This window comes from Kaistella montana (assembly GCF_024436175.1).
Taxonomy (GTDB): Bacteria; Bacteroidota; Bacteroidia; order Flavobacteriales; family Weeksellaceae; genus Kaistella; species Kaistella montana.
Genome location: NZ_JANFQP010000002.1, coordinates 718,154 through 741,927 on the forward strand (window position 1 = coordinate 718,154; position 23,774 = coordinate 741,927).

14 protein-coding genes are annotated in these 23,774 nt (G+C 36.6%); 9 read left to right on the forward strand and 5 right to left on the reverse strand.

Going from position 1 to position 23,774, the window contains the following annotated elements:
- The first annotated feature begins 169 nt into the window (after positions 1 to 169).
- Together mfd and pth are read left to right on the forward strand one after the other, a co-directional pair.
- Positions 170 to 3,553, forward strand: coding sequence for a transcription-repair coupling factor (gene mfd, locus NOV28_RS09540; RefSeq protein WP_255930216.1), 3,384 nt, complete (start codon positions 170 to 172; stop codon positions 3,551 to 3,553).
- Positions 3,554 to 3,692: 139 nt separating this feature from the next.
- Positions 3,693 to 4,256: an aminoacyl-tRNA hydrolase gene (gene pth, locus NOV28_RS09545; protein WP_255930235.1), complete on the forward strand. Its 564-nt coding sequence runs from the start codon at positions 3,693 to 3,695 to the stop codon at positions 4,254 to 4,256.
- A gap of 6 nt (positions 4,257 to 4,262) precedes the next feature.
- Here the strand turns inward: pth and NOV28_RS09550 are convergent, their stop codons facing one another.
- The 4 genes from NOV28_RS09550 to NOV28_RS09565 all read right to left on the reverse strand — a co-directional run bounded on the left by NOV28_RS09550 (position 4,263) and on the right by NOV28_RS09565 (position 7,688).
- Complete coding sequence (locus NOV28_RS09550; protein WP_255930237.1) at positions 4,263 to 4,898, reverse strand: carbonic anhydrase; 636 nt, start codon at positions 4,896 to 4,898, stop codon at positions 4,263 to 4,265.
- 33 nt (positions 4,899 to 4,931) lie between these two features.
- Positions 4,932 to 6,527 (reverse strand): SulP family inorganic anion transporter, encoded by a 1,596-nt coding sequence (locus NOV28_RS09555; RefSeq protein ID WP_255930239.1) that lies wholly within the window; start codon positions 6,525 to 6,527, stop codon positions 4,932 to 4,934.
- 182 nt (positions 6,528 to 6,709) lie between these two features.
- Positions 6,710 to 7,003 carry a hypothetical protein gene (locus NOV28_RS09560; protein ID WP_255930241.1) on the reverse strand — a complete coding sequence of 98 codons (294 nt, stop codon included), beginning with the start codon at positions 7,001 to 7,003 and terminating at the stop codon, positions 6,710 to 6,712.
- Position 7,004: 1 nt separating this feature from the next.
- A complete protein-coding gene (locus NOV28_RS09565; RefSeq protein WP_255930242.1) occupies positions 7,005 to 7,688 on the reverse strand; it encodes a carbonic anhydrase in 684 nt (227 codons plus the stop codon).
- 680 nt (positions 7,689 to 8,368) lie between these two features.
- Between NOV28_RS09565 and rimP the strand changes: the two genes are divergently transcribed.
- From rimP to NOV28_RS09600, 7 genes are all read left to right on the forward strand, one after another.
- Positions 8,369 to 8,836, forward strand: coding sequence for a ribosome assembly cofactor RimP (gene rimP, locus NOV28_RS09570; protein WP_255930244.1), 468 nt, complete (start codon positions 8,369 to 8,371; stop codon positions 8,834 to 8,836).
- Positions 8,837 to 8,962: 126 nt separating this feature from the next.
- The gene (nusA, locus tag NOV28_RS09575; protein WP_255930246.1) at positions 8,963 to 10,210 is read left to right on the forward strand and encodes a transcription termination factor NusA; all 1,248 of its coding nucleotides are present in this window, start codon (positions 8,963 to 8,965) and stop codon (positions 10,208 to 10,210) included.
- Positions 10,211 to 10,281: 71 nt separating this feature from the next.
- Complete coding sequence (infB, locus tag NOV28_RS09580; protein WP_255930248.1) at positions 10,282 to 13,155, forward strand: translation initiation factor IF-2; 2,874 nt, start codon at positions 10,282 to 10,284, stop codon at positions 13,153 to 13,155.
- A gap of 277 nt (positions 13,156 to 13,432) precedes the next feature.
- On the forward strand, positions 13,433 to 16,357 hold the full coding sequence (locus NOV28_RS09585) for a SusC/RagA family TonB-linked outer membrane protein (protein ID WP_255930260.1): 2,925 nt from the start codon (positions 13,433 to 13,435) through the stop codon (positions 16,355 to 16,357).
- Positions 16,358 to 16,595: 238 nt separating this feature from the next.
- A complete protein-coding gene (locus NOV28_RS09590) occupies positions 16,596 to 17,819 on the forward strand; it encodes a RagB/SusD family nutrient uptake outer membrane protein (RefSeq protein ID WP_369413222.1) in 1,224 nt (407 codons plus the stop codon).
- 623 nt (positions 17,820 to 18,442) lie between these two features.
- Positions 18,443 to 21,292 (forward strand): SusC/RagA family TonB-linked outer membrane protein, encoded by a 2,850-nt coding sequence (locus NOV28_RS09595; protein ID WP_255930272.1) that lies wholly within the window; start codon positions 18,443 to 18,445, stop codon positions 21,290 to 21,292.
- Positions 21,293 to 21,341: 49 nt separating this feature from the next.
- The gene (locus NOV28_RS09600; RefSeq protein ID WP_255930274.1) at positions 21,342 to 22,700 is read left to right on the forward strand and encodes a RagB/SusD family nutrient uptake outer membrane protein; all 1,359 of its coding nucleotides are present in this window, start codon (positions 21,342 to 21,344) and stop codon (positions 22,698 to 22,700) included.
- A gap of 242 nt (positions 22,701 to 22,942) precedes the next feature.
- Here NOV28_RS09600 and NOV28_RS09605 read toward each other — a convergent pair whose 3' ends face one another.
- Positions 22,943 to 23,602 (reverse strand): hypothetical protein, encoded by a 660-nt coding sequence (locus tag NOV28_RS09605; RefSeq protein ID WP_255930276.1) that lies wholly within the window; start codon positions 23,600 to 23,602, stop codon positions 22,943 to 22,945.
- Between the last annotated feature and the right edge of the window lie 172 nt (positions 23,603 to 23,774).

Below are 23,774 nucleotides of genomic sequence, written 5' to 3' on the forward strand. Positions count from 1 at the left end.
TTTTTGATATTATGTTATATTAATGTTAAAAAATGATCCTTTAATTTCATTTTTATGCAATTCGTAATAAAAAATAGAACTCGAAAATAATGCGTAAATTTGGCTCCAGAAAAACGGTTTCGGAATTATCCCGAAATCGCTTTTGTTGTTTATATTTTACTTATAAAAAATGCAGTTAAAGCCCATCAATGAGACGTTTCTTCCCGATATGTTGCGAAACGAATTCGGAAAAGAAATCTTCAACAGTTTAGATCAACATCCGCACATTTCCGTAAAAGGATTTGCAGGTTCTGCGCCTTCGGTTTTCACTGCCGAGCTTTTTCTTTCTCATCAAAAAACCATTCTTTTCCTCATTGAAGACAAGGAAGAAGCATTGTACATCACTGCAGAAATGGAAGATTTGTTGGGCAAAGAAAATGTGCTTTATTTTCCGGCAACACATTTGGAGCCCTACCAAATCGAGAAAACTCAAAATGCGAATCTTGTTCTAAGAACTGAGGTTCTCAATAAATTAAACTCCGCAAAGAAACCGAAAGTGATTGTTGCAGGATTTTCGGCTTTGACAGAAAAAGTGTTGAAAAAAGAAGATTTCAAGGCAATTTCGCATCGAATAAAAGTTGGTGAAAGTTTGGACTTTGATTTCACCGAAGAACTTTTGCAACAATTTGGTTTTAGTTTGACTGATTTTGTTTCCGAGCCGGGTGAATTCTCTGTTCGCGGTGGAATTGTTGATGTTTTTTCCTATTCCAATGAAGAGCCTTACCGGATTACTTTTTTCGGAAATGAAATAGAAAGTATTAAAACTTTTAATATCGAAACTCAGCTCACCAACGGGAAAGTCAATGAATTTCAGTTGGTTTCTAACATGAATTTTGCTGTTTCGGGAACCAAAGTTTCTTTCTTCGAATTGTTGCCAAAAGACAGTTTGGTGGTTTCCAAAAACGCCTTTCTCGGATTCAGAAAAACCAAAGATTTCTACGAAAAAGCCATTGAAAAATTTGAAACTTTAAGCAAAGAAATCAGTCATAGAAAACCGGAAGAATTATTTCTTTCTGAAGGAATTTTATTGGCAGATTACCAAAAATTCAAAAGCATTGATTTTACGATTAATCCTTTGAAATTTAAAGATTTAAATGTTCATGAAATAGAGGTGCCGCAAACGCAACAGCCGGCTTTTCATAAAAATTTCGAGTTGTTGATTGAGGATTTGAACGAGAAAACAGCTGCCGGTTTTGATCTATGGATTTCATTTTCTACCGAAAAACAAAAGGAGCGTTTGAAAGCTATTTTTGAAGAAATTGGAGCATTCGGAGAAGACCAAAAAATTCCGTTTAAATCCTTTAAATCGGAACTTCACGAAGGTTTTGTGGATCATCATCACCTGATTTCAGTGTACACGGATCACCAAATTTTCGATCGTTACCAAAGATTTAAAGCTAAAAATACCTTTGCAAAATCCGAACAACTCACGCTGAAAGATTTGATGCAGATGAAAGTGGGGGATTTCATTACGCATATCGACCACGGCATCGGGAAATTCATGGGTTTGGTGAAAGTGAATAACAACGGAAAAGTTCAGGAATGTTTCAAACTCGTTTACAAAAACGGCGATTTGCTGTATGTTTCCATTCATTCGCTTCATAAAATTTCGAAATATAACGGACCAGACGGACGTGAAATTGTGCTCAGCAAGCTCGGTTCTCCGGCTTGGAAAAATTTAAAACAAAAAACCAAAGCGAAGGTTAAGCAAATTGCTTTTGATTTGATTAAACTTTATGCGCAAAGAAAAACTGCGAAAGGATTTGCCTTTGCGCCGGATTCTTATCTTCAAAATGAGTTGGAAGCGAGTTTCCTTTACGAGGACACGCCGGATCAGGAAAAAGCGACGCTCGATGTGAAAAAAGATATGGAAAATGATACCGTGATGGATCGTTTGATTTGCGGAGATGTAGGTTTCGGGAAAACGGAAATCGCGGTGAGAGCAGCTTTCAAAGCGGCAACGGATGGAAAACAAGTTGCGATTTTGGTTCCGACAACGATTTTAGCATTTCAACATTATCGTAGTTTCAAAGAGCGTTTGAAAGATTTTCCGGTGAATATTTCTTATTTAAATCGTTTTCGAACTGCCAAACAGAAATCTGAAACGTTGAAAGGGCTCGAAGATGGGAAAATCGACATCGTGATCGGAACCCATCAATTGGTTGGAAATAGCGTGAAATTTAAAGATCTCGGGCTTTTAATTATCGACGAAGAACATAAATTCGGAGTTTCTGTTAAAGACAAATTGAAAACTTTAAAAAATAATATCGATACCTTAACCCTCACTGCGACGCCGATTCCGCGGACTTTGCAATTTTCTTTGATGGCTGCACGAGATTTATCGGTGATCAAAACGCCGCCGCCAAATCGTCAACCTGTGGATACGAGTATTATTGGTTTTGACGAGGAAATTATCCGAGATGCGGTTTCTTATGAAATTCAACGAGATGGGCAGGTTTATTTCATTAATAATCGGATTGAAAACCTGAAAGATATCGCAGGTTTGATTCAAAGACTGGTTCCAGATGCACGAGTAATCACTGGCCACGGACAAATGGAAGGGAAACAATTGGAACGAAATGTTCTTGATTTTATGGAAGGAAAATACGATGTTTTGGTTTCCACAACGATCGTGGAAAGTGGAGTAGATGTTCCGAATGCGAATACGATTTTCATTAATGATGCGCAACGTTTTGGGATGGCGGATCTGCACCAAATGCGCGGAAGAGTCGGACGTAGCAACCGAAAAGCTTTTTGTTATTTGATCACGCCACCGTTTGATATGATGACTTCGGATGCGAGAAAAAGATTGGAAGCGATTGAACAATTCTCCGATTTGGGAAGCGGTTTCCAAATTGCGATGAAAGATTTGGAAATTCGTGGAGCAGGCGATTTATTGGGTGGTGAACAAAGTGGTTTCATCAACGAAATGGGATTTGATACCTACCAAAAAATCATGCAGGAAGCTTTGGAAGAACTTCAAAATGATGATGATTTCTCCGATTTATTTGAGAATGAAGAAGATCGCAAAAAACTCTTCAAGTCGACCAAAGAAGTGAATATTGATACCGATTTGGAGTTGATGTTGCCTGATTTTTATGTTCAAAGTATTGAAGAAAGACTTTCGCTGTACCAAAAACTTGCAGAAATTCAAAATAAAGAAGATCTTAAAAAGTTTGAAAACGAATTGGAAGATCGATTCGGAAAACTTCCTGCTGAAGCTAGAAATCTTCTGAAAAGTGTAGAATTAAAATGGATTGCCGCAGAAATTGGTTTTGATAAAATCGTGGTGAAAAACGGAATTTTCCTTGGTTATTTTCCACCCAATCCTCAAGATAAATTCTACCAAAGCGATAAGTTTAAACATATTATTTCTTATTTAAGTCAAAACCCGAAAGAGGCTACTTTGAAAGAAAAACATTCCGCAGAAGGCAGTCAATTGATGATGAGAAAAGAAAATGTGCAACACGTAGATGAAGTCAATGCAGTTTTGGAGCGGATTTTATCTAAATAATCAGAAGCGTTTTCGATTTTATAAAAAAGTTTACTTTTGCTGAGATTTAACGATAAAAATAGGAATATTGCCATCAAATTGCTTTAAAACCACCAAAATGAATGATTTTTGAAGCTTTAACATTAAATAAATTATTGTCATGAAATACCTGATTGTAGGTTTAGGAAATAAAGGAGATGAATACACGGAAACGCGCCACAATATTGGTTTTAAAGTTGCCGATAAAATCGCAGAATCCTTGGAAGTTCCCTTTAAATCTTCCAATTTTGGACTTATGGCAGAAGGAAAATACAAAGGGCGAAAAGTTTTTGTTCTGAAACCCGATACGTATATGAATCTTTCGGGAAATGCAGTGAAATTCTGGCTTCAGAAAGAAAATATTCCTTTAGAAAATTTAATGATTATTACCGACGATCTTTCGTTGCCTTTCGGGACTTTAAGGATGAAAATGAAAGGTTCCGACGCGGGACATAATGGTTTGAAAAGCATTCAAGAACAATTGCAAACTCAGAATTATCCGCGGTTGAGGTTTGGGATTTCCGCCGAATTTGCCGAAGGAAAACAAATTGATTATGTTCTCGGAAAATGGAACGAGGTGGAAAAAGAAAAACTTCCCGAAAGAATCGAGAAGTTTTCTAAAGCGTGTCTGTCATTCGTTTTTGCGGGAATTCAGAACGCGATGACGGGTTTCAACGGGAAATAATTTTTGCTATAACCAAGTCACCACGCCGCTTTCCACGCAGTAGTTTGCACCAACAATTTTGATGAGGCCTTCTTCTTCCATTTTGGCTAAAGTAGCGCTTTGTTTGCGAACTTCGGAAATGGTATTTTTGATGTTGCAAACGTTCAATCTTTCGAGCAAATCTTCGTTGGAAGAACTTCTTTCTTCGCCTTCGTTGATGACATTATTGATGCAGCCTTCGAATTTTTCGATCAAATGATTGAGGTTTTCCATGCCTGTGTTTTTAATTTTAGCAGCATCTAAACCGCCTTTCAGCGCACCACATTTCGAATGTCCCAACACGACAACCAATTTGGATCCAGCGACATTACAACCAAATTCCATAGAACCTAAAATATCCTGATTGACGAAGTTTCCAGCGATTCTGATGCTGAAAATATCACCTAATCCTTGGTCGAAAATGAGTTCGGCAGAAGTTCGGCTGTCGATACAGCTTAAGATTACGGCAAATGGCCATTGTCCGCTTCTGGTATCATTTACTTGTTCCAAAAGATTTCGGTTTACTTTTAAATTTTGAACAAATCTTTGGTTGCCTTCTTGCAAAAATTGAAGGGCTTTTTCTGGAGTTATGGTTGATTGGGTTTCTAAAGTATGAGCTTTCATTTTCTTTTTCTCTTTTAATTAATAATCAATAAGTTACATTGCACGTCTGTGGGCGATGATGACGTGTGAATCGTGGTCTTCGGCGTATTCTTGGTAAGAAGTTTTGAATCCGAGAAGTTTCACTTCGATGTTTTCTTCTTTGGCCCGAATATTGGCAAAATCCTGAATCATTTCCAAAATATCGGTCGCGATATAGGACGTAGAACGTGCATCAATACACACTTTCGAGTCGGGTCTTACATTTTTTAAGGTTTTTTTAATCGCCGCTTTGTTCAAGAAGGAAACTTCTTCGGATAATTTAATGGTAATATCATCCACATCACTCAATTCTTCACGGCTTAGGTAGTAAGCTCGTTTCATATTTCCTTGAAGAATATAAAAGACGGAAATCAATAATCCAATTCCAACTCCTTTTAATAAATCCAATGTTACCACCGCGATAATCGTAGCGATAAACGGAATAAACTGGTATTTTCCTTTGTGCCAAAAATGCATGATTGTAGCGGGTTTCGCGAGTTTGTAACCAACCAAAATTAACACTGCAGCCAAAGTAGCAAGCGGAATTAAATTTAAAATAAATGGAATACTTAATACACAAATTAATAAGAGCGCACCGTGAATCATCGTAGAAACTTTCGAGGTAGCGCCAGAATTTGCGTTGGCAGAACTCCTTACCACAACGGAAGTCATTGGTAAACCGCCGATTGCGGAACTGATGAGGTTTCCGATTCCTTGAGCACGAAGTTCGAGGTTGGTATCGGTAATCCTTCTGTGAGCGTCCAATCGATCCGATGCTTCGATGCAAAGCAAGGTTTCAATAGATGCAACGATAGCAATGGTGGCACCAACAATCCATACTTTCGGATTTAAAAATCCTTGAAAATCAGGAAAAACAATCATGTTTTTGAAATCATCTGCACTTTGCGGAACCGGCAACGAAACCAAATGATCTTTACCAATTGCAAGCGAACTTCCAGAGATGGTGAAGATACAATTGAGTAAAATACCTGCAGCTACCGCCACCAAGGCTCCGGGAACCATTTTGATCTTTTTCAGCGCAGGAACCTGATCCCATGCAATAAGAATCGCAACAGAAACCAAAGTGACCATCACCGCTCCAGGGTGAATCGCTGAGAATAATTCTGTGAAAAAATTGGGATTAAATCCGTTGGCAAATAAGGTTTCGTTTCCTTCGAAATCTTTATCATAACCTAATGCATGCGGTATTTGGGTTAAAATAATAATAATTCCGATACCGGCCAACATTCCTTCGATCACATTGGTAGGGAAATAATTGGAAATACTTCCGGCGCGGATAAATCCTAGAATGAGTTGAAGCAATCCGGCGATAATTCCTGCGCATAAGAACAGTTCGAATGCACCAAGATCGGTAATCGCGGTGAGTACAATTGCCGTTAATCCGGCAGCCGGCCCAGAAACTGAAATGTGGGAATTGCTTAAAAAACCTACTACCAAACCACCGATTACTCCGGCGATAATTCCAGATAATGGTGGTGCCCCTGATGCAAGCGCAATTCCTAAACATAAAGGCAGCGCCACTAAAAATACAACGAGTCCTGAAGGGAAATTCTCTTTAATCCCTCCAAATATTGAAAATGTTTTTTTCATTTTGATTGAAAAATTGTGCTGGAATTAGGTACAAAGCTGCATGTATTTATTGCCCAAAAGTTGGGTAATAAAAGACAGTCGATCCTTTACCAGCGATTGAAAAATAATTTTTTTTAGACAAAAATAGACGCTACAAAACAATGCAAGTTCTGTATCGCGTAATTTTAATTTCTTTAAAAAAATTATGCTTCTGGAGGCGGAGAAAATATGGTAATAAAGGGAGATAGATGCACGGAATCGTCCATCAATACAAAAGAATGGTAGGTAGAATCTCTATCAAAAAATTTGATAAAATCGTGAACAGAAAGGGTTTTTGGAACCGTTTTCTCATTGATCACCAATGGCGAATGTTGGGTTTCTTCTTCAGAAATTACCACATTGGTAGTGGGCAAATCCCAATTAAATATCGTGGCTAAACTTGGTAAAGCCATGAAATTTAAAAATACCGTTAATGTAATAATGCTCCAAAGTTTCATTCTATCCGATGAGATTTTTATTGTTTTTTCTGCTCATCACCCAATTCGAGTTCGTCAGATTGTATATTTTTTGAATGTCTTTTAAAATATTCTCAAAATCGATTTCCAAATCGATGATTTTTCCTGTTTTCATATCGAAAACCCAACCGTGAACAATCGGATATTCGTCTAGCAAATATTGTTCCTGAACTACCGCCATTTTAATGACATTAATGCATTGTTCCTGAACATTCAGTTCCACAAGTCTGTCGTAGCGCAGATGGTCTTCTTTGATGGAATCGAGCTCGGCTTGATGTAATCTGTAAACATCCCGAATGGTTCTTAACCATGGATTCATCAAACCAAAATCCTCCGGAGTCATTGCTGCTTTTACGCCACCACAACCATAATGTCCGCATACGATGATGTGTTTTACCTTCAGATGTTCCACCGCGTATTGGATAACTGCAGTTGAGCTCATATCCAAAGTATTCACAACATTGGCCACGTTTCGGGTAACAAATACCTCTCCGGGTTTCATTCCCATCATTTCTTCTGCCGACACACGGCTATCTGAGCAACCGATGTAAAGATATTCTGGCGTTTGAGAAGATGATAATGTTTTAAAAAAATGTTGATCTTCTGCTAATTTGCTTTCTACCCATTTTTTATTGTTTTCGAAAATAACTTCGTAGGATTTTTTCATAGAATTAATTTGGTGAGATTATACTATTTCGTTACTGTTAATTTCAAATTCAATAGATGTAGTCAATAATTTTGCAAAAATAAAGTATAGAAAATGAAATCCCGAATATTTAACAGATTTTAATATTAATTTTTGTTATTAACTTGATGTGTATTCTGGAGTCAAAAATAAGAAATGATTGTTGAAGTGTGGTGAAAATCGGTGAGTTTTATTGACTTTCAATATAGTAAATTGAAAAATGCACCATTCAAAACTATAAATGATTTTAAAAGAAACCTAAAAATTGGTTGAGTATAGATCATTGACAATAATCCTTACACAGTGTCACAAACAGTTTTTTTTAGAATGTTTAAATGTCCCCTTTTTGTCTTCAAAAAAGTTTAAGAAGATAGAAGTTTAAACTAAAACAGAATGTATGTACATAATAAATGCTAACGTCCCATATGGGTTGAAAATGGAGAAGGCTTTGTATTGTAATTTTGGTTTAACTTCATCGAAGAGTCAGTATTTAAAAATGCAAGTCAATATAAATAAATACCCATTGTTGCCTGATTTTCAAGATGCGATTCTTGGGAGCGTTTTGCAGTTTTATCAAAAATGTGTATATTTGCATCGGATTTACGGAAAACAATGAAAAGGCCTTCGCAAGAATGCCTTTTTTCGTAACTCAAATTAAGGATATGGAATTTAGAAAAAAAATAGAAGAACTGCTACATCAGTTTTTAGCGGAAAGAACAGATTTGTTCCTGATTGATCTGAAATTTTCAGCCAGTGACGATATCACGGTAATCCTCGATGGAGACAGTGGTGTTACGTTGCAAGATTGTTTGGATGCAAGCCGCGCAATAGAATTCAATATGGATCGCGAAGAGCACGATTTCTCCCTTCAGGTGATGAGTGCAGGGTTGAGTGAACCGCTCGCTACCCCGAGACAATTTAGAAAAAATATCGGTCGCGAACTCGATATTCTCCTTGCGGATGCCACACAAATCGAGGGAGAACTCGCCAAAGTGGAAGAAGATCATATTACTTTGGTTCTGAAATACAGAAAACCCAAAGAAATTGGCAAGGGAAAAGTAGATGTAGTGGAAGAAAAAGAAATTCCTTACACCGACATCAAAAAAGCATTGGTGGCGATAAAGTTTTAGAAAAGAAAGGTTATTCGAAAGAATTTCCGATAAAAAATAATAGTAATTTCATTGTAGTGAAAAGGGTTTCGGCGCTTTTAACTTCTCCCGGCATCTTTCGGGAATTTAATAATAAAATAAAAAATAATGGACGGTTTAGCATTGATTGAAGCATTTGGCGATTTCAAAGAAGATAAAAACATCAGCAAGATTGATTTGATGGCGATTATTGAAGATTCACTGAAAACTTTACTTAGAAAAAGATATGATTCTGATGATCACTTTGATGTAATCGTGAATCCTGATAAAGGAGATTTTCAAATCTTTTTAAACAAAACAATTGTTGAAGACGAAATGTCGGAAGACGATGATTTGGAAATTGAAATTTCCGAAGCTAAAAAGATAGATCCAACTTTCGAGGTTGGTGAAGATTTTACTGAAGAAATTCCAATCGAAAAATTGGGAAGAAGAAGTATTCTTACTTTAAAACAAATTCTTGCTACAAAACTTCAAGAACATAATAACGCTGTTCTTTACGAAGAATTCCGTGATAAAATCGGAGAAATCGTAGTAGGAGAAGTTCACCATATTCGCCATAAACATGTGATTTTGTTGGATGATGAAGATAACGAGTTTATCTTACCAAAAGAAAATCAAATCCCTTCCGATTTCTTCAAAAAAGGAGAAAACGTAAGAGCGATTGTTGAAAGTGTAGATTTCAAAGGAGCTAAACCACAGATTGTAGTTTCCCGTACAGCTCCGAAATTCTTGGAGAAACTTTTAGAACTTGAAATCCCTGAAATCCAGGATGGAACCATTATCTTGAAAAAAGTAGTGAGAATTCCGGGTGAAAAAGCGAAAATCGCTGTGGATGCTTACGATGATAGAATTGATCCGGTAGGAGCTTGTGTAGGAGTGAAAGGATCTAGAATTCATGGAGTGGTAAGAGAATTGAAAAACGAGAATATTGACGTTATTCAATGGTCTAAAAACCCTGAAATCATGGTGAAAAGAGCATTAGGAAACATCACCATCAATAAAATTGAAATCAATCCTGAAACTCAATACGCATTGGTGTATACACCAGTTGAAGAGATTTCAAGAGTGATCGGAAAGCAAGGACAAAACATCAGATTGGCTTCTTGGTTAAGCGGTTACGAAATTGATGTTTATAGAGAAGCTAATGAAGACGACGATGTAGAATTGAAAGAATTCGTAGGTACAGAAGAAGGCGATATCGAACAATGGATTATCGATGAGTTCGAAAAAGTAGGACTTACTACTGCGAAAAGCATCTTGGACAAAGAAACCGATGCACTATTGAAAATGGTCGATTTGGAAGAAGAAACCATCGAAGAAGTAAAACAGATTTTGAAGGAAGAGTTTGAAGACTAAGCCTTAAAAATATACATATTAAAGGAAAAGCATTAACTTTACCGAAAATTAAATAAAAGTATAAATTATACATGCCCAAAATTAGATTAAACAAAGCGGTTAAGGAATTTAATATCTCGATGTCACGATTGGTAGAATTTCTACAATCTAAAGGAATCGAGGTAGAAAATAACCCGAACGCTCAATTGGAAGAATCGGCATATTCTGCATTGGAAGCTGAGTTCGCCAAAGACGGTGAACAAAGAAAAGCTTCTCATGAGGTAGTGATGATTAAAGTTCCGGATGAAAAACTGGAAATTGAACCTTCAAAGCCTGAGGTAATAAGAGCCAAAGCTAGCCTGAGACCTGAAACAAAAGTTTTGGGCAAAATAGATCTTGAGCCTAAAAAAGATGAGGTTCAGGAAGAAGTGAAGCCAGAGCCGGCTCTGAAAGTAGAAGCAGCTCCGGAAGTGGAAGTTCCTGTAACTCCCGCACCTTCTGAAAAACAAGAATTCAAAGTTTTAGATAAAATCGATTTATCACAAATCGAAGGTCACCGACCGAAATCTTCTAAAAAAGAACCTTCTAAAAAAGAGGAAGAAAAGCCAGCTCCAAAAGCTGAGGAAACTCCCGCTTCAAAGGTTGAAGCTCCTGCGCCAGTTGCAGAAAAACCGGTAGAAAAACCAGCAGAAACTCCGGCTGAAGAACCAGTAAGCGATAAAATCGAAACGGTTTATCAGAAACTGGAAGGGGTTAAAATTCTAAAGCAAACTGTTGATCTTTCCCAATTCAATAAGCCGAAACCTCAAGGCGGAGCCAACAGTGCTGCTGCGAAGAAAAAAAGAAAGCGTATTGAAAAGCCCAACACTCCGGGAGCTAATACTCCAGGCCAAGGCAATGCACAAGGGAACCGTCCACAAGGACAGGGTGGCAATCGTCCACCTTCACAAGGCGGAAACCGTCCACAAGGACAAGGCGGAAACCGACCTGGTTACCAAGGTGGTGGCAACGCAGGAAAAGGAGGCAGCAGAAGAGGCGCACCGAGCATGCCTGTAGAACTTACAGATGAGCAGGTAAAAAATCAGATTAAAGAAACCCTAGAAAAACTCACCAATAAAGGAGGGAAAAATAAAGGGGCAAAATACAGAAAAGAAAAAAGAGTTTACCGAAGAGAGCAAGATGAGCTTCAGCAAGAAATTGATGCAGCAGACAGAACGCTTAAGGTAACAGAATTTATCACCGTTGGGGAATTAGCGAGTCTAATGAACGTGAGCCCTACCGAAGTAATTTCTGCTTGTTTCTCGTTAGGAGTTATGGTGACCATGAACCAGCGATTGGAAGCCGATACCTTATTGCTAGTAGCCGATGAATTCGGATACAAAATTGAATTCTCTGATGCAGATCTTGAAGAATCAGCGATTGAAGAAGATACCGATACTGAAGAAGATTTATTGCCAAGAGCTCCGATTGTTACCGTAATGGGACACGTAGATCACGGTAAAACATCTTTACTCGATTATATCAGAAAAACCAATGTAATTGCCGGTGAATCCGGAGGAATTACCCAACACATTGGTGCGTACAACGTGAAATTGGAAAATGGTCAACGAATTACTTTCCTTGATACCCCAGGTCACGAAGCGTTTACCGCGATGAGAGCGCGTGGTGCACAAATCACCGATATCGCAATTATCGTAATTGCAGCGGATGATGATGTGATGCCACAAACGAAAGAAGCAATTTCTCACGCACAAGCAGCGGGAGTTCCAATGATTATCGCTTTAAACAAAGTGGATAAGCCAAACTCTAACCCAGACAATATCCGTCAGCAACTATCCGGAATGAATATTTTGGTAGAAGAATGGGGTGGAAATGTACAATCTCAGGAGGTTTCTGCTAAGTTTGGTAACAATATGGATGCTTTGCTTGAAAAAGTATTGCTACAAGCAGAAATGCTTGAGCTCAAAGCCAATCCAAATAAAAATGCACAAGGTGTTGTTATAGAAGCTTCATTAGATAAAGGAAGAGGTTATGTTGCTACCATGTTGGTACAAACCGGAACTTTGAAGGTGGGAGATTATGTCCTAGCCGGAAAAAATCACGGTAAAGTAAAAGCAATGCTCGATGAAAGAGGAAAACCATTGCAGGAAGCAGGTCCATCTATCCCGGTTACAATACTTGGTTTAGACGGTGCACCTACTGCAGGAGATAAATTCAGAGTATTCGAAGACGAGAGAGAAGCGAAAACCATCGCAACGAAACGTGAGCAACTTCAAAGAGAGCAATCGATCAGAACCAAAAAACACCTTACATTGGATGAATTGGGAAGACGAATCGCACTTGGAGATTTCAAAGAACTTAATATTATCCTGAAAGGGGATGTTGATGGTTCCGTAGAAGCGCTTTCCGACCAGTTGCAGAGACTTTCCACAGAAGAGATCAGTATCAACATTATTCACAAAGGAGTAGGGCAGATTACAGAATCTGATGTGCTTTTAGCAGCGGCTTCTGATGCGATTATGATTGGTTTCAACGTGAGGGCGGGTGCCAATGCAAAAGATTTGGCGGATAAAGAAGAAATCGAAATTAGAACTTATTCTGTTATCTATAAAGCGATCGACGAGGTGAAAGAAGCGATGGAGGGAATGCTTTCTCCGGAAATTCAAGAACAAGTAATCGGAAACGTGGAAATCCGCGAAACCTTCAAAATTACCAAAGTAGGAACCATCGCAGGATGTATGGTGCTTACCGGAAAAGTTACCCGAAACTCGAAGATCAGATTGCTGCGTGACGGTATCGTGAAATTCGACGGAGAACTTGAAAGTTTGAAACGTTTCAAAGACGATGTAAAAGAAGTAACCAAAGGTTACGAGTGTGGATTGAACATCAAAGGATACAACGACATCGAAGTTGGCGACATCCTAGAAGTATATGAGGAAGTAGCAGTGAAGAAAAAACTGAAATAACGACCTTTAAAAATTACTATAATAAGAACCTGCTTTTACGGCAGGTTTTTTTTGTTTTAAAAAAAATGTAAAAAAAGCAAATTATTTTATTTTTAACACATTTTTAGAATGTTTGGTTATATTGTAATTTTCTAAAGAATTGTTTGTTTTTTTAGTCGTTAATCTCTTTAAACCCTTATTAATACTGTATTTTTGGTTTTGCAATGACGACTTTTTGGGTTTGTTAATGTTAATTTTAATTAACATATTTGCTTGATATTATTAAAAATGTGTTAATATGAATTTAAAATTTAAAGCTTTAACTGCTGGTGTTTTGTTCTTTACAGGACAAGCAGTGATGGCGCAAAAAGATTCGCTAAAAACGAAAAACATTGATGAGGTTGTTGTCGTAGCTTTTGGTAAGCAAAAGAAAGAAGCAATTACCGGATCAGTTACGACTATTGATAATAAGGTTATTGCTACACAACAGGCGCCAAGTATTACTTCAGCGCTTCAAGGTACTGCTGTAGGTGTAAATGTTATTACTTCTGGAGGTCAGCCAGGAGATAACCCTTCCATCTATATTAGAGGGGTTGGATCTATTAACTCAAGTACTCAGCCTCTAATCATTTTAGATGGTTCACCATTTAATGGAAATATCAATAATATCTCTCAGGATCAGGTCGAGTCAATGACGGTGTTGAAAGATGCAGGTGCAACAGCACTTTATGGTTCAAGAGCTTCCAACGGTGTAATTATTATTACGACCAAAAAAGGAAGATTGAATGCAAGACCACAAGCTACCATGACATCATTAATTGGTGTTGGTATGCCCGCTGTAGAATTGCATGAAACTTTGGGAGCTGCTGATTATATGCAGTACTCTTGGCAAGCGATAAAAAATGCAAAAAAAGCAGCAGGAGATGCAAATCCTGGTCAGGCTGCGACCAATACTTTAATCGGAAGTTTGGGATACAATCCATATAATGTTGACACTCCTATTGATGCAAACGGTAATTTAGTAGCGGGCGCTAATTTAATGTGGGATACAAATTGGGAAAAGGAAATCTTAAATAAAGCTGCTTTTAAACAAGAGCATAGATTTAACATCAGCGGTGGAGATGCTAAAACCACTTATTTCTTAGCAGCAGATTACTTAGATTTAAGTGGTTCTGTTAAAACATCTCAATTTGAGCGTACCGGAGTAAGATTAAACCTTGAATCGAAAGTAACCGATTATTTAAAGGTGGGAATGAATTCATCTTACAGTGCGTCAACATCAAGTTTGCCAATCCAATCTGGAAGCACTTATGGAAGTTCTATTCAGTGGATTTACAGTTTAGCTAACATCTACCCACTTTACAGAAGAGATGCTAATGGTGGTTTGATTAAAGATGGTTTTGGTAATACTATTTATGATTATGGTGCTAATGGTGCTGCACTCTTAAATTCCCAAAGACCTTTGTTTGAGAATGAAAACGCTGTAGGTGCACTCTATAATAATTATGACATTGTAAAGAGAAGCAATTATGTCGTAAATGGTTTTGGAGAAATTGATTTCACCAAAGATTTGACATTCAGATCACAACTTTCTTACGAACAGTTTATGTTTGATGAAAAGGCTTATGATAATTACGCTGTAGGATCAGCTGCTTCAGTAGGTGGACGTGTATCTCAAACCAGAGCAATAGGTAAAACCATCAACTTTACCAACAGTTTAAACTACGATAAAAAATTTGGAGATCACACGATCGGTTTACAAGGAGTTTATGAAGTATATCAGTATACTTACGATTACTTGCAAGCACAAGGAACAGGTTTCTTGCCAGGAAATGATGTGCTAAATACCTCTACAACTCCTGAAAGCATTGGAGGTTATGTGAACAGAGAAAGATTGGTTCGTTATTTAGGACGTGCTACTTATAATTTCCAAAACAAATATTTCTTAGAAGGAACATGGAGTAGCGATAGTTCTACCAAGTTTTCCCCTGATACCAGAAGAGGCGAATTTTATGGTTTAGGTGCTTCGTGGGTTATTTCTAAAGAAGGATTCTTGGCAGACAGTAATAACATCAATTTATTAAAACTTAGAGCTTCTTATGGAGAGCTGGGTAATAATAAAATTATCAGAGATGGAGCGGAAAGTTATTTCCCTTACCAAACCTTATTCTCTGCAGGTAATAATCAATTGGGGCAAACAGGAGTTATCTTGGATTCACCAGCAAATTATGATTTAACATGGGAAGCGAGTGTTACTACTACAATAGGTTTGGATTTCGGATTATTCAAGAACAGACTTACAGGGAATGTTGATTATTTTAAAAGAGAGTCCAAAGATCTTATCTATTCAAGACCAACACCAGGTTCTGTAGGAAACACTACTTATCTAGATAACATTGGTGCCATCGAAAATTATGGTTGGGAGCTTAACCTAAGTTCAAAAAATATTAACACCGATACATTCACTTGGACTACCAATTTTAATATATCAACCTATAAAAACAGATTGACAGAACTCAATCAAGCTTCTTTCCAAAATGGGACAAAAAGATATGAAGTTGGAAGATCGATCTTCGATTTCTATATCCCAGAATGGGCAGGGGTAGATTCTCAAACAGGAATGGGAACCTGGTATATTAATGATGTTGATGCAGCAGGCAATGTAATTGGAAGAAAAGTTACTACTGATTATAACCAAGCGAATTTGGCTGAAAACAAAGTGTATTCAGGAAGTTCAATTCCTGACTTCTTTGGAGGTTTAACCAACTACTTCAGAGTGGGAGCAATTGATTTGAATGTATTATTCAATTATAGTTTTGGTAGCTATGTATTTGATTCCTCTTATCAAGCATTAATGGCAGGATTCTCTAGACCAGGTTATCAGCAGTCGGTTGATATTAAAGATGCATGGCAAAATCCTGGAGACATTACAAATGTTCCAATGAATATTCAGACTCAAAATAACAATAATGCTACATCAACTCGTTTCTTGTTTAAGAACGATTATGTAAGGTTGAAATCTTTAACATTAGGTTATAATATTGACAAAAATATGCTAGAACCTTTTGGAATCAACCAGTTCAGAATTTTTGTTCAGGGAGATAACGTATGGACTTGGCAATCACACAAAGGTATTGACCCTGAACAGTCGATTTCCGGAACTACAGATAACAGATCTTATCAATCAAGAAATTTATCTTTAGGGGTAACAATCGGATTCTAACAGAATATTAATTATAAATTATATATAAAATATGAACAATTTTAAAACATATATTATAGCGCTTTTCGCGATATTATTTACCGTTCAGTCTTGTCGTGAAGACTATTTGAACGATCCTCAACCAACTACCAGTGTATCACCTGATGTTGTATTTGGATCTAAAGAAGGTGCAACTGCATTTATCGCAGGGATTTTAAGAAACACTCGTGCGCAGTTTACTGCTACAGACACCGGTAACTTGGGGTCTATGTATTTCGCAAGAACGAATAAAGGAAATGATGTTGTAAATTCAGGAAGCTGGTTCGGATCAGATTATGAAAATAACAACAGAGAGCCTAACTACAGAAGAACTGCATTTACTTGGAACTTCTTGTATTACTTAATTAACCAGACCAACGCTTTAATTGAAGGAGTAGAGGGGAGTACAGCAATTGCTGAATCCGATAAAGGACCTTTGTTAGGACAGGCCTACGCAATGAGAGCTTTCTTTTATTTTGAATTAAGTTTGGAATTCCAACATACTTATAAATTCGATACAAGTTTGCCAGCGCCGCCGATTTATGATAAACCAAGCCAATTAGAAGGGAAGCCAATGTCTACACAAGCTGAAATGTATGCATTCATTCTATCTGATATTGAAAAATCTATTCAAATTGGTTCTTCTGAAAGAATGAATAAATCATATTTCAATAAAGAGGTGGCACATGGAATTGCCGCAAGAGTATATCAAGTTATGGGGAACTGGCCTAAAGCTGCTGAACATGCAAAAGCTGCTTATGGTGGGAATGTAAATGCAGCTCTTTCGCCGGACGTTTATAAAAATGGTTTTGACGATATGGATGCAGGGAATGAATGGATGCTTGCAAGTCCACAGACTGATGATCAGTCTGCATATTACTATACTGCGCCACACGGATTCTTTACTCAAACTGAATCTGCATACAATAATACCTACATCAATAAAAACTTCAAAAACCTTTTTACAAAAACAGATGTTCGTAATACTTTTGTTACTACAGCAAGAACTGATTACAGACAGGTATATACCAAGAAGTTTGTATTTTCTTTCCATGCTGATGTGCCATTGATGAGAACCGCTGAGATGATTCTTATTGAAGCAGAAGCATTATACTACTCAAATCCTGCAGCAGCACATGCACTATTGTATGCGCTTCAAGTAAACAGAGATCCTGCCGCTGTTAAATCAGCAAATTTAGGACAAGCATTATTAGATGAAATTATGGTAGAAAGAAGAAAGGAACTTTATGGAGAGATTGGTGTGGAATGGTATGATGCCAAGAGACTTCGTAAAGGTCTACCAAGAGATCAAGGAGGTGTTCACCGTTTGCCAATGACATCAAATCCTTTGATGCCGGATGATAAAAGATTTTTCTTGAAAATACCACAGTCAGAAATCGATGCAAATCCAAATATCCCATCAAGTATAAATAATGATAGATAGTCTATCTAAAAACTTTATATAAGCAAGCCGTTCCAAGAAATTGGGACGGCTTTTTTATAATCATAATTATTAAGATGTGGACTGTGTTGATAACAAATTCAAATTCCCTTTATATTCCAAAAAAGATTGAAGTAAATACGAGAATAAAATTTCTCCTATCAATTTTTAATTACAGGTTTATATAACTGGAGTGTTAAAAAGTAAATCAACTATGAACGATGAATTCTGTAGATAAAATAAAAATAGTTTTTTTTCATAAACTGTACCAGTTCATGTTAAACTGTATGGATTTGTTATTCTATTACAGGAATTATTATCATGATCTGATTATTCTGTTTTTTTTTAGGTTGTTTTTATTAAAACCAATTACAAAGAAGTAGAGCTAAGAAAGCAACTGATTCAAGTATCATCAATCGTGCTTGTAATGGGAGGTTGGAGAAAATTTTGTTATTTTTATATTTTGTGTATTTTAACATATAAAGTTATTTATCTTCAAAAAACAGCAATATAAATTAACAGAATGCTAATGTTTTTTCGTAAAACTTCATGATTTGGATATTTTGATTTGGTAGTGTTAAAAAAAATTAACATATTTGCCATTATAATATTAAAAAAGTGTTAATATGAATGTGAAATCTAAAGCTCTAAGTGCTGGAGTAGCCTTTTTTATTGGGCTTGGTACTTTGTCGGCGCAAACTCAATCCGACTCGATTAAGTCGAAGGACATTGAAGAAGTAGTAGTTCTTGGTTACGTAAAAAGAAAAGCAACAGAAGTTACCGGTAACTCGGTACAGTTGTCAAGTGATAAAATCAATACTCCTTCTGCAATCAGTGTAGATCAGGCCTTGCAGGGAAAATCGCCCGGGGTTCAAGTTAATGCAAGTTCAGGTACTCCTGGATCTGTTCAGGATATTCGAATTCGTGGAGTAGGATCTTTGACCGCTAGCAATGCCCCTCTTTTTGTTATTGATGGAGTTCCAGTGATTAATGGTAATGCATCTGCATCTACAGACAATTCGTCTTTATCAACTTTAGCATCGATTAACAATCAAGATATTGAAAGTATAACTGTGCTTAAAGACGCATCTGCAACTGCAGCTTATGGTGCAAGAGGATCCAATGGGGTAATTTTGATTACAACCAAAAGAGGAAAAAGTGGAAAAGCCAAATTTAATTTAAATACATCAATTGGTTTCCAGAACGATGCTTACATGAAGCGTCATGGGTTAACTGCTGGACAAAAACTGGAGCTTTTAAAAGAAGCTTTAGTTAATTCTTATGGTAAAAATTATGGGGTTACTCTTGATAATGCAATTGATTTTGCTGCCGCGAATGGTATTGATGGAGGCGCAAGTCTTTGGACTGGTGAAGAGTATGATTGGGAAGGATTGCTTAAGAGAAAGAATGCAATGACAAGTACCGCTGACTTAAGTGTGTCTGGAGGTGATGGTAAGAGTAGTTATTATGGTTCATTAGGTCATAATAAGACGGAAGCAACTGTAATTGGACCAGCATTTGAAAGAATTTCAGCGATGTTCAAGTATTCTAATAAATTGACTGACAAATTAGATTTTGAAACTTCAATCAACGGATCTTGGATTTCACAAAACCCAATTTTGGAAGGGGGAAGCTTCTTCTCAAACCCTTTTATTACTAAAGTATTGATGAACCCATTTGCAAATCCTTACAATGCAGATGGATCTTACAATATTGAGGATATCGGGAATTTTACATCAATTCATAATACGCTTTATACGCTTTCAAATAATATTGTTAGAAATAAAATGATGCGTGGAATTTCGAATACGAAATTAGATTACAAGATTATTCGTAATTTGACTTTCTCTACTCGATTTAATATTGACTTCATCCTTAATGATTATCGTAACTACCAAAACAGATACCATGGAGATGGAGATGGAACTTTAGGATATTCAGAAAGACAAATGTCTACAGATTATACTTGGGTAAGCCAGAACTCATTAAATTATAATTTTAGAGTAGGAGATAATCATAGATTTGATTTAACTGGAGTTTTTGAACATCAGAAATACCAATACGAATCGCTTTATGGTTATGGAGAAAATTTCCCAGCTGATGGATTAACCAATATTGCTTCTGCTGGTGCAAACGATGATGCTTCTTCGGAATATTCGGATTGGTTAAATACTTCATACTTGGGGATGTTAAACTATAGCTTTGCGGATCGTTTAGTTCTTGATGGTACAATCCGTAGAGAAGGCTCTTCTAGATTTGCGAAAGGGAAAAGATTTGGTAATTTCTGGTCTGTGGGGGCAGCTTATAACCTTCACAAAGATATCTTCCAAGAAACATTTAACCTTTTACGTGTTAGAGCTTCTTATGGTTTAACAGGTAACTCTGGTGTTGGTGTGAATGCTTACCAAGCCTTATTGTCATATGATGCGGATTATGATGGAAACGGTGCAGCTTATCCAAGTGTATTCGGAAATCCTGACTTAACATGGGAGAAAAACAAAACTTTTGATGTTGGTTTCGAGTTTGAAGCTTTAGATAGAAGATTAACTGGTTCACTTGCATACTTTAACAAGCGTACTTATGATCTACTTCAGAATGTTCCACTTTCTAGAACTTCAGGTTTTGCGTCTCAAGCACAAAATGTTGGTGAAGTTAGCAACAAAGGTATTGAAGCCATGTTAGGATACGATATCATTAAAAATGATAACGTTACATGGAATGTATCTGCAAACTTTGCAACTCTTGAAAATAAAGTGGAGAAGCTTGCTTTAGATGGTAATGGAAATCCAGTGAATCCAAGTGCAGGTTCTAGTTACAAGAATACTGAAGTTGGTCAATCAATTGGATATTGGTTTATGCGAACTTGGGCTGGTGTTAATGTAGAAACAGGTGCTCCTGAATGGTATGTTAACGGGGTAGATGGAGAAAGAACATCCAACTATAACTTAGCAGCAAGACACAACCAAGGTACTTCAATTCCAAAGTATACCGGAGGATTCCAAACTGGATTAACTGTTAAGAATGTATTCTTAAACGCGAATGTTTATTTTGCCGGAGGACACGAAATTTACGAGCAGTACGCACAGTTTTACATGAGAACAAACAACTTTACTTTAATGTCATATAATGGTGTAGAAGAGTTGTTGGATAGATGGCAGCAACCGGGAGATGTTACGGATATTCCGAAACTGAAATTTGCAGGAAGTGATAACTTCCATGCAACAAGCTCTCGTCACCTTTATGATGGAACTTTCGCTAGACTTAAAGATGTAACATTGGGATATAACTTGCCGAAATCGTTTACAAATGCTATAGGTATTGATGGATTGACCTTGTCAGTTAGAGGAACCAATATGTACACGTGGACAAAGGATAAAGATCTTAAATTGGATCCAGAAACTCAGGCCAATGGTTATACTACATTAACTACTCCTCCTGTGAAGTCTGTAATCTTTGGTGTAAACGTAAAATTCTAATTAAATTATTATTATCAAAATGAAAAAGACGATATATTTAGTATTAACAATGGCTTTATCGCTACCGGCATTGAACTCGTGTAGAGATGAAAGTTTAGAGCCCACACTACAGCAATCGAAGGATCTTGAAACAAGTATTAATACTGTTGAAGATTTAAATGCTGTTTTAAATGCTGGGTACAATAGATTAAGTGGAGTAGCTTACTATGGAAGAGATTATATTATCTTCGGCGAAGTAAGATCTGACAATGCATTTTCCAATGCAAATTCAAACCGTTTTGTAACGGCTGCAAGAATGGATTTAACAGTTAATGATGCGTATGCGGCAGATACTTGGGCAGCAATTTACGGGGCAATTGCAACTGCGAATGTGGTGATTGGAAAAGATGCTGCTACAATTACTGAAGGTACAACTGCTGAAATTAATCAATTGAAGGGAGAAGCCCTTATTATGAGAGCTTTGGGACATTTTGATTTATTAAAGCTTTACGGTCAGCAAAACGTTACTGCGGGAGGAGATCCTACATTGGGAATTCCTTATGTTACTACTTTTAGAGACCAGAATAATTTACTTCCTTCAAGAAATACTGTTCAGGAAGTTCAAAAAATGGTAATGGATGACCTTAATGAGGCTTTAAAATTAATGTCTCCTTCTGCAAATAGAAATTCACATTATTTCACCACACATGCAGCCAATGCATTAATGGCTAGAGCAGCCCTTTATTTTAAAGACTATTCTACTGCTGAAAGCGCTGCTAGTAAAGTGATTGGCCAATTCTCTATTGCACCTGCTGGAAGTTTTGCATCAACATTTAGTACGGATAATGCAATGAATCATATTTTCGCTGTTGCAGCTAGTCCAACTGATAACTTAGGGATTAATGGTTTAGCAAACATCTATCAAGATACTCCTTATGGTGATGTTGCAGCAACTAAGAATATTTATGACACTTTTAGTGCCACTGATGTTAGAAAAGCAATGATGGCTTTCGATGGTCAATTTTATCGTAACGTTGGGAAATATCCTTCTAAAGATCCTTATAAAGATGACATTCCAGTAATGAGATATGAGGAAGTTGTACTTACGTATGCTGAAGCTCTTTTCAGAAATGGAAAGACAGCCGAAGCGCTTATTCAATTGAATAAAATTCCTGCGAATCGTAATGCAGCTCCATATGCGGCAGCTACTTTAAGTAACATTCTTCTTGAAAGAAGAAAGGAACTTGCCTTCGAAGGATTTAGATTCGATGATTTAGCAAGAAACGGAATGGCTATTCCAAAAGTAGATTTGTTACAAACATTTGGGGATACTGATTTGCCTTACGGTAGTTACAACTATGCGTTCCCAATTCCTGCAACTGAAACTGGAGCTAACTCTAATATTGTTCAGAATTTCGGATACAAATAGTCCATATTAGAGTACAAGCTCTAAGGAATAAATAGTATAATCCGCCTCACTTAATGGAGTGAGGCGGATTTTTTTAGATATTTTAAAAAAATCAAAATCGTTTTAGAAGGTTGAAATGAGCTAGCCATGGTTCAACTTCGACTGAGCATTGTTTACGGTTTTAAGTTATTTAAAATTTTACAGGAAAATCAAAAAAAAGTCCGCCTCGGTAATGGGGCGGACTTTTTTTGTAATCTTTGGGACTATAATTTTGAGTTTAAATAATTAAGCCATTTAATAATTTCAGGTTCGGTCAACTTTAGTTTGTTGTTTTTCGTAAAATCTTTACTTAGTATTAGTAATTCTCCGTCAAGTTTCTTTACATTATCGGGGACAACATAGGTTTTATTCTGATATTTGATAACGTAGGTGTCTTTTTGTTTTTCATAATAGTCATTTTGTGATTTTTGATAACTATTTAAACCGTTAATTCCACTTATTACAGCAATATTTTCTTTTTTGTATAGATTATATTTCATAGGATTGTCTGTTAACCTAACCAAGTATTGTGAAACAGCAACCCCCTTCCCGTCAATGTAATTTGTTAATACATATGTTTTATTGAGTGTTGGAAAATGGATTTCTAAATTTTCAATCTTATTTAAATATTGAATCTCATTATCTTGCATGAATTCCATTTCATCTTGATTTGCATTGTATCTTAGAAAGTATTTTTTGCTATATCCAGTTATTTGTGATTGTAAAAATTCCTTTTGAAGATAGGGAGAGCCCTCAATAGTGTTACTTTTTGTTGCTTTTCGGCTCATGAGTAGTTCCGAACCTTGAACGACATTATGATCTTCTTTTTGTTGTGCGAATACAAAAAAAGGGGTGGCTATTAAAAATATTATTGTTTTTTTCATAATTGAAAATTTTAAATCTAATATATACATTTATTTTGATAAAAATGTCTGATTCTTTTTTATGTCTCATAATTATAGTAAAGCATTGTTTGATTAGAAGTTTTTAATCCATAAATAATCGAAACCATGTATTAATTCCCATATATTTACTTGAGTTTTTTATTTCCCTATA